The organism is Neoakkermansia glycaniphila (assembly GCF_900097105.1).
In the GTDB taxonomy this organism is placed as follows: domain Bacteria; phylum Verrucomicrobiota; class Verrucomicrobiia; order Verrucomicrobiales; family Akkermansiaceae; genus Akkermansia; species Akkermansia glycaniphila.
Genome location: NZ_LT629973.1, coordinates 755,674 through 768,877 on the forward strand (window position 1 = coordinate 755,674; position 13,204 = coordinate 768,877).

Consider the following 13,204-nt stretch of genomic DNA (forward strand, 5'->3'; position numbering starts at 1 on the left):
AGGCACCTATTTGCTTAAGAAAGGTGAAGTAATTTTTACGTACCATGGCGCCTTCTCCCTCCCGGCAACCCGAGCCGCAATATCGGCAAATGGAACTCAACCCGCAAGCGGCTGACGGGGACATTCACTCCCCCGCAAACGTCAACCGACAGGTTGCGGCTGCCGCGCGGCAGATCGAGCTGCTCGAGGCACAAAAAAGGGCGCTGGAAGAAGTCAACCAGCAAAAGGACTCCTTCCTGTCCGATCTCAATGAAACCGGACTCAAGCTTCACAATACCATTCGCCGCATGGACAAGGAACTGGAATCCATGCAAAAGGAGCAGAACGAAATACAGGAAGCCTGCGAATGCTTCCGCAAACACATCCAGATACTCTCGGCTCTTAATCCCCAGCACTGGGCCAAGGATACGCTGCAGGAAAGGCTGCGCGACGCCATCCCCAAGCTTGAGCGCGCCGAAAACGATTACCGCGAAGCCTTGGCCCATGGCCGCCGTTTCCACCATACGGACATCCTCCGCAAAATCAAACGCAGCAACGAATCACCCTTCTCCCGTGAACAACTTGGGCAGCATTTCATGGACGGCATCGCCTTCCACCTTCCTCTCGCCCTCTTCCTCCTGATCGCCTGGCTTATATACCTCATCTTCCGCTAACTCATGGCTTCCCGCAAATCGAAATACGCACCGCTTGACGAACTGGATCTCCGCCAGCAACAAATCGACAAGGAACTGGCCGACCTCCGCGCCTTCGTGCAAGGAGCTCCTACCCGTATTCAGGAAATGGAAAACACGCTGAGCGCACCCGAAGACATCCTGACCAAGCGCCAAACACGCCGCATCAAATGTGCCGTCGACAAAGGTCACGTGTACAACACCCGCCGCGAGCTCAAGGAAAACACACTCCTCCTCCTCCTCCTGGTTGCCTCCATCATCGCATCCCTTTGCTGGCTGCTCAACCTTCTGAACCAGGCCTGATACCTCCGATGAACAAACCCCTCATAGATGTCGCCTACATTGCCAAACTGGCACGTATCGAACTGACAGACGAAGAAACCGCCCGTTTTACCGAAGACCTCTCGCAGGTCCTCGACTACGTCACCCAGCTCCAACAGTGGGATACGGACGGAATCGAACCGATGTATCATCCCGTACCGACATTCGATGCACTGCGTTCCGATGAACCGCAACCAGGCCTGACGCCGGAAGACGCTCTCATGAACGCACCTCAGGCATCCGCTCAACAAATACGCGTCCCGAAGGTCGTCGAATCGGCTTAAATCACATCTCCACGAAATCATGCCCAGGCAACTTGGAACACTCGCATCATGGCGCGCGCAATTGCGTGCCGGCAGCACCACTCCCGCCGAACTCGTCCGGCTCGTCGCAAAAGCCATTGAAGAACGCGACGCGACAACGCACGCCTACATCTCGTTCGACACGCAGAAAGCAGTCAAGCAGGCCGAACAGGCCGATGTTCGCAGTGAGCTGGCCGGCATACCCATCGCCATCAAGGACAACATCTGCATCTACGGCGAACCGACGCGTTGCGCTTCCAAACTGCTGGAAAACTTCATTGCCCCCTACGATGCTACCTCCATCGCCAAACTCAAGGCAGCCGGAGGCATACCCTTCGGACGCACCAACATGGACGAATTCGCCATGGGATCGACCGGAGCCAACTCCGCATTCGGTGCCACCGGCAACCCGCATAATCAGGAACATGCCCCCGGTGGTTCCTCCAGCGGTTCGGCGGCAGCCGTAGCGGACGGAACGGCCATCGCCGCACTCGGCTCCGATACGGGTGGCTCCATTCGCCAGCCTGCCGCGCACTGCGGCATTGTCGGCCTCAAACCGACTTACGGACGCGTCTCGCGCTACGGCCTCGTAGCCTTCGCCTCCTCTCTCGACCAAATCGGCACTCTGACCCAGACGGTTGAAGACTCGGGCATCCTTCTCCAAGCCATTTGCGGCCACGACCCGCACGACTCCACCTCCAGCAACCGGGAAAGCGAAGACTTCACGGCCAGGCTCGGCCACGACATCAAAGGCATTCGCATCGGCGTACCCAAGGAATACCGTACTTCCGGCAACCATCCGCGAATCACGGCTGCTCTCGACAAGGCCATTGCGACACTCGAATCCCTGGGAGCGGAAATTGTGGAAATATCCCTGCCCCATTCCGAAGCCGTTGTCGCAACCTATTACATCATCGCCTGCGCGGAAGCATCCTCCAACCTCTCCCGATTCGACGGCATACGTTACGGAGTGAGGGCAGACACTCCCAACGGACTGGAAGACCTGTACCGCCGCACCCGCGAAGCCGGATTCGGTGCCGAAGTCAAAAAACGCATTATTCTCGGCACCTACGTTTTGAGCTCCGGCTATTACGATGCCTATTACTCGCGCGCTCAAAAAGTCAGGGCACTCGTTGCCGAAGACTTCCGCAAGGCATATACCGAAGTCGACTACATCCTCGGCCCAACCACTCCGGCACCTGCACCCAAGCTGCACGACAGTGCCATGACGCCTCTCCAAACCTATCTGGCAGACATTTACACCATTCCGGCCAACCTCGCAGGCCTGCCCGGCATCTCCATCCCCTGCCCGGTAGACGGCGTTCTGCCCGTCGGCATCCAGCTTCTCGGCCGCCACTTCGACGAAACTGGCCTCCTGAGTGTAGCCCAAGCCATGGAGCAATCCATGAAAGCATAATCTGCTTCTGACATTCCCATAAAACGCAAGCCGGCCATCATGATGGTCGGCTTTTTTCCTTTAAGCCGGAAGAGAAGCGGCAGCTTCCTGCCTGATCATCAGCGGTACATACCGTTCACGCCTCCACATCGGCGTCAAATAACCTTCCTTCAAAGCCGTACAATACAATAACTTGGCAAATGCCACCGTAGGAATGAACGTCGAAAATTTCTGCAATGTACCGGCAGACATATACCACAGGGCGATCTGCGACACAAGAGGCACCAGAATAAACATCACGATATAATCCTCCTTCAGTCCCAGCAGGGCACGACAGGCTCGAAAACTGACGACCAGCATGGCGAGCATCAACAGAGAACAGAGAACAAGCCCCACATAACCGATACGGTTGATACATTCAATCGGCCCGCTATGCCATTGTCCGGCACGGGCAAACAATTCCAAATCACCGAATGAAATTTTACCGCGGTAAATCATTTCGGATTCATTCTTAACATCAGAAACCTTCAAACGGAAACCGTCCCCCCACATGCGATTTATAATATACCCCTCGCGGTCATCCCACGCCCAAGCCCACATTTCCTTGCGCCAATCGGCCGATTCTTCCGCCGACTCCTTGGCATCGCGAGTCACCTCCACAAAAGGCACAATAGCCAAAGATCGTTGAATACCAAAAGGCATCTCTTTCAAAACGCCCGCCGTACTCATGAAGAACAACACAAAACAGCCAGCTCCGGCAGCAAGGCATACTTCAATGAAGCGGCGGCGGATCAAAGAGATAAAACAGCAGACAACAGCCAAGCCAAGCAATTTTTCACGGAAACCCGATAACAAAATCCCGGCAACACCGCAAAGAAATAGCGGTAATCGCCAAACAGAAAGCATAATCTGGGTGAGATTGTATCGGCACAAAAGCCACATTGTTACGAAAGAACCGACCCCCACGAAACGCCCATACCGCTCAGTCTGCATATCCTCGCCATTTGCTGCACCGCCTGAATCGCTAGCTTCCAACTGCCCCAACATCAACCCGAGCAGCGTGAAGAAGATAATCACAACAAAGGCGTACCGCAGCAGCTTGCGAAGCTCTTCCATACTCGTCGGAATCATCGAGTATGTAATATAGGAAAGGAAACTGAAAATAAAAAGCACATACTCCTTCCCGCCGATGTATTCCGTATCCAGACCGCTGAACATGGCAATATCGGCCGGATTTCTGATATAAGCCTGCACCAGCAAGGCTAGAAGAACAACCATCAGCAAATCCATCAATGGCAGCCAATGCCATGTGAATTTGAATTTGCCCATCGCACCCAAGGCCAGCATGGACGGAAGGACAATCATCGTGGCGATCGCGTATTTCGGAAGAAACCCCAATCCCGGAATAGGAATGGCAATCACGGGAAACAGCAGCAACAGCCACCACACCTTCTTCCCCAACGCGACAATCGATGCCAGCACGGCAATACCGCCAAGCAGCATCAAAGGCGTTTCCTTGCCCTCGGACGCCGAGGAACCCAAAAGCAGAGCCAAAACAAGGATGCACAAGGCACCCATGACAATTTTGGCGGTTTGGGCAAACATGGCGAATCTAAAAAAGCAAGCCGGCAGAACCCGCATCGCGGATTCTGCCTCGTTGATGATGAATTACAGAGCAGACGGCAGTGTCTTGCCCAAATCCGATGCCTTGCGACCCTTGCCGTCTCCGGCGATGCGTTCCAGCAAAACATCCTTGTAGCTCATGCCACCGGGAATCAGCGGCAGCACGTGCACATCATACGGCACCATGACATCCAGCACATACGCTTCAGGAGAAGCAATCATGCGGGCTATGGCTGCGGCCAGATCTTCCTGCCTGGTGACCCGTTCGCACTTGATGCCGAATCCCGCACACAACGTGGGGAAATCGGGGTAAATAACTTCGGGCGTCTGATGGGTCGGGTCATAATCGTCATGAGCATCGGCAAGGAACGTCTGGGCACGATTGGAATCGTACTTCAAATCCTCCCACTGCACCACCATGCCAAGATGCTGATTATTCAACACAAGGCACTTGATCGGCATGCGCTCCACCTTGATCGTTGCCAGTTCCTGCACATTCATCAGGAAAGAACCGTCGCCGTCGATATTGACCACCAGCCGATCGGGATATGCCATCTGCACCCCCATGGCGGCAGGCAAACCGTACCCCATGGAACCAAGGCCGCCGGATGTAGCCAGCCTCCTCGGTTTGTCGAACTTGTAGAACTGCGCGGCAAACATCTGATGCTGCCCCACGCCCGTCGTAATAATCGGATCAAGCTCCGCCGTCTGGCGATACAGCTCTTCAATCACGGTCTGGGGGGCAATATAACCGTCGCGCTCTTCATAACTCAGGGGATACTGCTCCTTCCAATCCTCGATCTGGCGGAACCATTCGGCGCGACGGGAAACATCATAGCGTTCGCGCTTGCATCCCAGTGCTTTCAATTCGGCATTGAGCACCTGCAAGGCGTCCTTGACATTGGCACGAACCGGGTACTTGACCTTCTTGTTCTTGTTGATTTCCGAAGCGTCGATATCGACATGCACGATCGTCGCATCCGGACAGAATTTGCTGACGGCCCCCGTCACTCTGTCGTCGAAACGAGCTCCGAGCGCAATCACGAGATCGGCTTCATTCACGGTATTGTTCGCATACACGGCGCCATGCATACCCAGCCAGCGAACCGAAAGAGGATGAGTCTCCGGCATGGCTCCGATCCCCATCAGGGATGTCGCCACGGGAATCTGGGCCAGCTCGGCGAACTCGACAAGCTCATCGGAGGCTTCGGCGGAAATCACGCCGCCACCTGCATAAATGGCCGGGCGTTTGGCCGAAAGAATCAGCGGGACAAGAGCCTTCAGGCGGTCGGATGGACATTCCACATTCGGATCGTATCCCGGAAGATCCTTTTCGTCATCGAAATCCGGCACAAAAGAACCTTCCTGAAAATCCTTGGGAATATCGATCACGACAGGACCGGGACGCCCCGACTGCGCCAGATAAAAAGCTTCGTTGATCACACGGGGAATATCCTCCAGCTTCGTCACCAGATAGCTGTGCTTCACGATGGGAGCCGTCATTCCGAACACATCCGTCTCCTGAAATGCTCCTCGGCCGATCAGCGAGCTGACCACCTGTGCCGTAATGGCAACCATCGGAGTGGAATCCAGATAGGCATCGGCAATCGGCGTAATCATATTCGTCGCTCCCGGACCGGAAGTCGAAATGCACACCCCCACCTTGCCCGTCGCCCTGCCGTAACCCTCCGCGGCGAAACCGCCGCCCTGCTCGTGACGGGGCAGAATCGTCCGTATCCGGGACTCCTTGCTCAACGCCTGATGGATGGGCATGCTGGCTCCACCAGGATACGCAAAGACGACGTCGACACCCTGACGTACAAGACTTTCGACAAGGGCTTCCGCCCCGGTCATGGAGTGCTGAGTCAATGTGTCCTTATTCGAATCATTCGCTGTCATAGTATGTATCTTGATGAAGTTACGAAATTACACCCCGACCACAGAGTCGAGTATGCGGTGGCAGGGTAACAAAGAGAAAGAGTTTTGAAAAGGCTTTTCTACGTTCTAGCGTCAGAAAACACCCCTGCTATTTCCGGTCGGCAATACACTGACACACTCCCTTCTCCACACAAACGGCCATCGGCATTACCATAGAGACCTTATGAAGCATTTTTTCACGGGTCTCATTCTCGCTCTTCTGTCTTTACCCCCCCTTTTCGCACAGCATCAGACCCATACCCGAAAAACAGGAATCCTCTCTCCGACGGACAAAATCCACGCCTATTTCTTCCAGGAAAAAACGCATCGCCTCCAGGTCATCGACGAAACCGACTGCTCATCTCCGCAATACGGCTCCCTCTCCAAAGCCATGACCCGGCATAAGTGCCAGGCAGGTGTCAACGGCGGCTACTTCGGCGCGGACAAGGAAGGCACGCCTCTCGGCATGGTCGTGCAAAACGGCAAACAAATCCATCCCATCCAATCGGGAGCCTTCTCCGTCTCAGGGCTGGTGTACGACACCGGGAAAAAAATCCAGCTCGTCCGCAGCAAAGACTACCTTGCCCAAAAAGAAAAACCCATTATCGCCAACGCTCTGCAAGGAGGCCCCTTCCTCATCGAAAAAGGCCACATCGTATCGGGGCTCAACAACACGCGCCGCGCCTACCGCACCTTCATCGCCACGGACGGCAAAGGCAAATGGTGCATCGCCACCACCTCCGCCCTCACCTTGAAGGAACTGGCGGAATGGCTGCATGAAAACGGCACTCTGGGCAACTTCAACGTCCACATGGCGCTCAATCTCGACGGAGGCTCTTCATCATCCTACTGGGTGAAAACTCCGGACATCTACTACCCTTCCGTCAAAAGCGTACGCAATTACCTCGGCGTTGCGCCGAGATAGGTCTTTATCATCCTCTGTGCCTCAACCAGCGAAAGGCAAAATACAAAGATTGCCAGACAAACGGCAGTGCCAGCATGCACAAAGCCACCGTAATCACGATATGAGCACGGGAAGAAGTCGCCAAATGCACGAACAGCAGCACAATAGCCAACAGGCACCCTCCGGCTGCCGAGCCTGACAAAATCCAGGCCTGCTTCGACCGCGGTGTAATCTTCAGGGACACCAGATTGACGATCAGATACACGAAAAGAAACCCCATACTGGAAGCAGCCGTCAGCTCCGCCACCGTCAACACATTCACAAACACCAGCAACATGGTACACACAAACACGATCCCCCACATCCGCGCTCTTGGGGAAGTCGGTGCAAAACGGTTTGGCATCTCCTTCTGCTCAGCCATCAGTCCAGGCATCTCGGACACGGAAAAAACATCCGTACTCAAAGCCGACAAAGCGGAAACAATGGCACCCACGCACAAAAGAATAGCCCCGCCCGTACCCATGAACCGCTCCGCTACCGCAGAAATCAAATATGCGCTTTGCTCGGAAGCAAGAGACAGATCCGCATTACCCACCGTCGCCACCGCCATCAACACATAAAAAAGAAAAGCGACGGCCAGCGTCCCCATATATGCAATCGGAACCGTCCGTTTCGGATTGGCAAACGGTCTCTTCGACGAAGCAATCAACTCGAAGCCTTCATAGCTGATAAAAATCATCAAGCCGCCAGACACCACACTCCATGGCGTCCCCCAGTTTTCCAGAGCGAAATTGTGGCTATCCCATGTCGGAGCCAGAAAAGCGGCTACCATGAACACACCCATCACCGTCAGCTTGATAGCATTCAAACGAAGAGACAAACGGGGAATCGCCGACGCCTTGCTCAAATTCAAATAAGCCACCGCCACAATACCCAGGCAAGCAAACACCTGCGTCGCCAAATTCAACTCATTCCCCCGGAAATGGAGCAAGGAAGCCAAATACGCGCCAAATACCCCGGCAAACAAGGATGCTATACAAGCATAACAAACCACCAGCAGCAAATTCAAACAGGAAGACACATAGCCAGTACCGAAAGCAATTGTAAAAAATCCCACCGTACCGCCCCGCATCGGGTACAGAAGCGTCATACGGATATACCCGAATGCCGTCAGCACAGCCAGCACCACGCCCAAGGCATACGCCAACGGCGCGCCTCCCTGAGAACTGACAACGGCAGGCCCCATCGTCGCAAACACACCGCCTCCCACAATTGCTCCGATGCCGATGGAAAGCCCCGCTAAAACGCCGCATGGCTTTAGCTCTGCCTGCCCGGCAGAAGCCTTCGGCACATCTCCTTCGGAAGAAACATCGGAATTCTGTTCATCGTCCATACCTGCTTTTATCCCCCAATCGACTGCTGGAGGCAAGCAGATTTCCTATCTGTTTTTTACCGGCAAATACAGCAGATACAACAGTAGTGCCAAAGGCACCTGAATAGACAACAAATACCAAGGAGGCGCTCCCATATAATCCAGAATACTACCGGCAACGGGGGCTACTCGCGTAAAACCGTAATTGGTTCCCAGCCACCAATTCACCGGAACCATACATGCCAAATACGCAATCCCGATCAACTGAACACGCCACGGATCGCCACATCCGGCCCTCCATCCGAACACGATCGGCAAAGAAAGCGCCGCAACAAGAATCACGCCATGCGACAAAAAGAAGGCGAAATAACTGATCGAAGGAAAATCGCTCCCCAGAGTCGGAGTCACCAACCCTTGAACGCTCGCCGCCAACACTCCGAAATAGGCCAGAGCACACATCAAAGGACGGCGAAACCACAGCGCAAAAAAACAGGCCAGCTCCATCCATGCGCAAAAGTGCAACGGAAGGCATTCCTGCCATGATGAACAATCTCCTGAAATCGCCTTGGCAACAATACTCAGCACATAAGTACACAGGCACAGAATGCCAAGGCACCGCTCCGCAAACACCTTCCTGCCCCCGACCCAGGGGCGCACCCGAACCATATAGGCATATCCCAGCAAAGCAATGCTCGCCAGGGCGAAAACATGCGACCACGAACCGAGGATAAATGAAGAAGCTACCATGCGATTCGCCGTACAGGCACCGTTACCGTTCCACAGAACGTATGATAGACACCGTATTTCCCGGAGCCATCAGCAGCCCGAGCTCATTGCAATCCTCCACGGAAAGAAAATATCCTTTCTCATCAGGACGGCTATCGCGCGTATTGCCGACTATCAACGTGCCTGCCTTCAAATTCAACGTCTTGTTGGCCGCTGCATACGTCTGGGACTGATGGCTTACCGAAGCCCCGTCCAGACTGGCAGATTTGCTCAGAACGGATGTCTCCACATTCCCCGTCCCGCCGTCGCGCACAGCCAGCAGAGGATAGCTCGACACCAGCTTACCGCCATCCCATACCAGAATCTCCTTCATCGGAAGATTGATTTCCATCGTCAACTGCATCGGTCGCAGCAAAAGCTTCTGCCCGGCCTGCAACTTGTTCAAATCTATCGTCCCGTTCAGGTACAGCAGCATATCAATGCTCGTCTTCGTCTTTTGGGCAATCTTGAAATACGAATCTCCGCCTCTGACCGTATAGGGAACGACCGCGGGATTATCACGCGACAAATACTCACGGATATTGATCTGGGATACAATATACCGCGCCTCCTTGCCCGCAATACGCTTATCGTGCAAATACTCCTGCAGCAGGGCCGTTGCTTCCTGCAGCCGATTCTGCTTCACCAGCTCGCGGGCATGCACCAGCTGCTCCGGCCTCTTCGGCCAAAGCGAATAATTGACTTCAGCAGCGGACAACAAACCGCCCAGACCACACAAACTAAAGCAGGCCTTTGCGGCGAAAATCGAAAATATTGATTTCATGAGACTTTTGAACCATTTCAAGGGTAAACTTCAACAGGCATATCTCCCAATCGTCATCCACTCCTTCCAACACCACACGCAGAGCATTCCCGGAATGCAAGGCTTCATCCACCACCCGGCCCCGCACATCTGCCATATTCTCGTGCAGCAGCACCTCCTGCACATCCGACCGGCTGAACCGGAAACCGTATTGAAGCAGCATCTGCAACTTGGCGCCCCGGGCCTTCAACCAGTCGAAAAACTGCCTGCCATGAGCGCCGAATCCCTCCACTTCCAGATCGCGATAAGCCTCCGGCCTGATAATCTTCGGCCTCTGTGCTTCTACATGACCCGAACGCACGCGACACATCCCCACGGCATCCATGGGTTCGGACAAAAGGATAAAATCGAACCGGGTATCCCCGAAAGTATCGATACGCCGGGCAGGCTCGTAGAGAACATGAGTGTTCTCAAGAGCATACTCCATCTCTTCGTCGGGTATCGACGGCATAGTATCGCCAGAGGGTAAAAGGGCGGTTCCCTCATGAATTCAGAGAGGAACCGCCCGAAGACTTGATCTAGTGTTCAGCTATTACGCTTTGGCTTTCTCAATGTATGCGACAACATCAGCAACGGACTTGAGGCCTTCGGCTTCTTCGTCCGGCACTTCGATGCCGAATTTCTCTTCGAAAGTCATAACGAGTTCGACGGTGTCCAGAGAATCGGCGCCCAGATCATCAATAAACTTGGCATCTGTGGTCACTTTTTCGGGTTCAACGCCGAGCTGTTCGACGATGATGTCTTTCACTTGGGATTCAATGCTGTCAGACATAGTATTTGTATTTGAAGTGGCTTCATACTACCTTACGCCCCTAGCAAAGGCAACACATATTTCAATCACCTGAACATTTTTTGGGTCATGGCTGCAGGAACATCCCTACTACTCGTTTTCATCGGCGGAGGCATCGGAGCAAGCATGCGCTACCTGATGGAATTCGGCATCGTCCGCATCTTTCCATGGGATGACGGGCGCCCATGGAGCATACTCATGATCAACCTCTTCGGCTGCCTGCTCCTCGGATTGCTGGCCGGTTGGCTCGGCAGGCATCAGCAGGCGGCGCCATGGCTCTCTCCCCTACTCGTTACCGGCATCCTCGGAGGCTTCACCACCTTCTCCACCTTCGCCCTGCAGCTTGCCAAACTGTCGCTGATGGGCGAAAGCAAAACAGGGCTGCTCCTTGCACTGGCCTCCGTCCTAGGCGGTTACCTCCTCGCCGCCTCCGGTTATCTCGCTACACGCTGAATGTCAGCCTTGAACATTCAAATTAGCTACAAGTCGCATACCGTTTAGCGTAATATTGCCGTCCACAGCATCGATACGGGAAACGCCCTTTGCAATCAGCTCGGCATCACCTCCCGTCGCCACCACATACGGGCGCCCCGGCATCTCCTCTTCGATACGCACGAGAATCTCCTTCACCAAGCCCCGGTACCCGTAAATCGATCCGGCATGAATAGCCTGCTCCGTACTCTTCCCAATGGCGCAATCGGGTTCTCGAGGATCCACCGCAGGCAGAAGCGCCGTATTCCTCACCAGATAATCCCCCATTGATGCGAGACCGGGAGCAATCACACCTCCAAGGTAAAATCCGTCGTCGCTGACCACATCGAACGTCACCGCTGTTCCGAAATCGACAACCACGCTCGGTGCACCGTAATACGCCACTACACCCACTGCATTCGCCAAACGGTCCGCCCCAATCTGTTTCGGCAACGGATACCGGATTCCGATCCCCAGATTGGATTCGCAGCTCAGCACATGGAACGGACACGACAACCAATCGCATAAAACCTCCGCCACTCGAGGCACGACTGAACAAATCAGCGCAAAATCGTACTTCCACCCCTCCAAAGCCAAGGCAAGCCGCTCCCCGCACAACTCCCTCGTCGGAATCATGCAGCGCTTATCCAGCAAACCTTCCGGCGAAGAAAGGACGAACTTCGTCCTCGTATTGGAATTATCGATCAACAGATAAATCATACGTGAAAATCATCCAATTGTTGAACCAGTTCCGCAATGTGCGCAGCACCGCCCTTCATCCGCGCCTGATGCAAGCGCTGCTTCATCACGCTCCAGGCACTTCCGTCCTGATCCAGCAGGAATTGCAATGCACGACGCAGCTCGGCAGGAGTAGAAACAAACCGGCCGCCACCCAAACGGTGCAACAACTCCGTATTCCCTTCCTCCTGGCCCGGAACAAAATGATTCACCAGCACAGGCACCTCTGCAGCCAACGCCTCGTGCACACTGGCACCTCCAGCCTTACCGACCAGAACATGGTGTGATGCCAGCAACTGCGGCATACGATGCGTCCACCCCAAAATACGCACGCGATCCCTGCCCGCACGCAAAGCCGCACCATGCACGGCCCGGTACAACCGCCGCACCTTGTGCCCCAGCACAACCGTCACACGCACCTCAGGAGCAGCATCCAGCATGGCGACAAGCTCCTCTTCCACCAGAGAAGGCCTTCCCTGCGGCACATACAACACCTTGAACGCTTGCCCGGCACACCAGGACTTCGCCTCGTCCCCCGCATGCACCTTGGGAGACACGGGAAAATGCGTCACAACGACTCTATCGGGTGCAATCCCCTTCTCCTCCACCAGCAAACTCCTTGTGCCCTCATCGGAAACCGCAAACAACCGGGCATCCGACTCCAGCCATGTGCGGCTGATCGCCAAAGAATCCGTCACCACCGTCATATAGGGCACCCTGTGAACACCCTGGCGGAACAAGACATCCAACAGGTAAGGATACAACGGAAATGTACACACCACAGCATCAGGCTTCCACTCGTCAAGCATAACCCGGAGCCTCACAGCCACAGGCCCCAGACCGGGAGGCACACCGCCCGACCAGTCGGAAGTATCCGACAAATCGTACAGGCACCTCCAAAGCCACGGCACACGGGCCGTCATCCACAAATACAAACGCTTCGTCCACTTGAACACTTCCGGCAGCGCTTCGGCGCATACATCGCAAACCCTCACCTCAGCGCTCTCTTGCAAAACCTCGCCTACGGCCCGAGCCGCGCTATTGTGCCCGTCACCGTAACCGGCCGTCAATATGAGAACTCTCTTCATGAAACAATCAGGGCGCACAAACG

Annotated in this window: 15 protein-coding genes; 6 read left to right on the forward strand and 9 right to left on the reverse strand. The window is 54.7% G+C overall.

Translation table 11 applies throughout. The features are described from left to right. Positions 1-44: 44 nt before the first annotated feature. From PYTT_RS03050 to gatA, 4 genes are read left to right on the forward strand one after another with little or no spacing between them, the layout of a single operon-like run. Positions 45-653 (forward strand): hypothetical protein, encoded by a 609-nt coding sequence (locus tag PYTT_RS03050; protein ID WP_141675857.1) that lies wholly within the window; start codon positions 45-47, stop codon positions 651-653. Positions 654-656: 3 nt separating this feature from the next. Next, positions 657-974: a hypothetical protein gene (locus PYTT_RS03055; protein WP_067777123.1), complete on the forward strand. Its 318-nt coding sequence runs from the start codon at positions 657-659 to the stop codon at positions 972-974. Positions 975-982: 8 nt separating this feature from the next. After that, positions 983-1,276, forward strand: a complete 294-nt coding sequence (gene gatC / locus PYTT_RS03060) for an Asp-tRNA(Asn)/Glu-tRNA(Gln) amidotransferase subunit GatC (protein ID WP_067777120.1) — start codon at positions 983-985, stop codon at positions 1,274-1,276. 19 nt (positions 1,277-1,295) lie between these two features. Next, positions 1,296-2,711: an Asp-tRNA(Asn)/Glu-tRNA(Gln) amidotransferase subunit GatA gene (gene gatA / locus PYTT_RS03065; RefSeq protein WP_067777117.1), complete on the forward strand. Its 1,416-nt coding sequence runs from the start codon at positions 1,296-1,298 to the stop codon at positions 2,709-2,711. A 60-nt stretch (positions 2,712-2,771) separates the two neighbouring features. Here gatA and PYTT_RS03070 read toward each other — a convergent pair whose 3' ends face one another. Then, positions 2,772-4,295, reverse strand: a complete 1,524-nt coding sequence (locus PYTT_RS03070; RefSeq protein WP_067777113.1) for a hypothetical protein — start codon at positions 4,293-4,295, stop codon at positions 2,772-2,774. 63 nt (positions 4,296-4,358) lie between these two features. After that, complete coding sequence (ilvB, locus tag PYTT_RS03075; protein WP_067777110.1) at positions 4,359-6,212, reverse strand: biosynthetic-type acetolactate synthase large subunit; 1,854 nt, start codon at positions 6,210-6,212, stop codon at positions 4,359-4,361. Positions 6,213-6,414: 202 nt separating this feature from the next. Between ilvB and PYTT_RS03080 the strand changes: the two genes are divergently transcribed. Continuing rightward, positions 6,415-7,155, forward strand: coding sequence for a phosphodiester glycosidase family protein (locus tag PYTT_RS03080; RefSeq protein ID WP_067777107.1), 741 nt, complete (start codon positions 6,415-6,417; stop codon positions 7,153-7,155). A gap of 7 nt (positions 7,156-7,162) precedes the next feature. Here PYTT_RS03080 and PYTT_RS03085 read toward each other — a convergent pair whose 3' ends face one another. The 5 genes from PYTT_RS03085 to PYTT_RS03105 all read right to left on the reverse strand — a co-directional run bounded on the left by PYTT_RS03085 (position 7,163) and on the right by PYTT_RS03105 (position 10,866). Further along, entirely contained in the window at positions 7,163-8,527 is a 1,365-nt protein-coding gene (locus tag PYTT_RS03085; RefSeq protein ID WP_067777104.1) for an APC family permease, read from the reverse strand. 45 nt (positions 8,528-8,572) lie between these two features. Continuing rightward, positions 8,573-9,253 carry a YwaF family protein gene (locus tag PYTT_RS12935; protein ID WP_083076903.1) on the reverse strand — a complete coding sequence of 227 codons (681 nt, stop codon included), beginning with the start codon at positions 9,251-9,253 and terminating at the stop codon, positions 8,573-8,575. A gap of 22 nt (positions 9,254-9,275) precedes the next feature. Further along, complete coding sequence (locus tag PYTT_RS03095) at positions 9,276-10,055, reverse strand: LysM peptidoglycan-binding domain-containing protein (RefSeq protein WP_083076900.1); 780 nt, start codon at positions 10,053-10,055, stop codon at positions 9,276-9,278. Beyond that, a complete protein-coding gene (locus tag PYTT_RS03100; RefSeq protein WP_067777095.1) occupies positions 10,012-10,545 on the reverse strand; it encodes a hypothetical protein in 534 nt (177 codons plus the stop codon). The genes PYTT_RS03095 and PYTT_RS03100 overlap by 44 nt, the downstream gene beginning before the upstream one ends. A gap of 81 nt (positions 10,546-10,626) precedes the next feature. Further along, a complete protein-coding gene (locus tag PYTT_RS03105; RefSeq protein WP_067777092.1) occupies positions 10,627-10,866 on the reverse strand; it encodes an acyl carrier protein in 240 nt (79 codons plus the stop codon). An 87-nt stretch (positions 10,867-10,953) separates the two neighbouring features. Here PYTT_RS03105 and PYTT_RS03110 point away from each other — a divergent pair, with 87 nt between their 5' ends. Next, positions 10,954-11,337 carry a fluoride efflux transporter FluC gene (locus PYTT_RS03110; protein ID WP_067777088.1) on the forward strand — a complete coding sequence of 128 codons (384 nt, stop codon included), beginning with the start codon at positions 10,954-10,956 and terminating at the stop codon, positions 11,335-11,337. Positions 11,338-11,340: 3 nt separating this feature from the next. Here PYTT_RS03110 and PYTT_RS03115 read toward each other — a convergent pair whose 3' ends face one another. Then, entirely contained in the window at positions 11,341-12,075 is a 735-nt protein-coding gene (locus tag PYTT_RS03115) for a type III pantothenate kinase (protein WP_067777085.1), read from the reverse strand. Continuing rightward, on the reverse strand, positions 12,072-13,181 hold the full coding sequence (locus tag PYTT_RS03120) for an MGDG synthase family glycosyltransferase (RefSeq protein ID WP_067777082.1): 1,110 nt from the start codon (positions 13,179-13,181) through the stop codon (positions 12,072-12,074). Before PYTT_RS03120 ends, PYTT_RS03115 begins: the two co-directional genes overlap by 4 nt. Between the last annotated feature and the right edge of the window lie 23 nt (positions 13,182-13,204).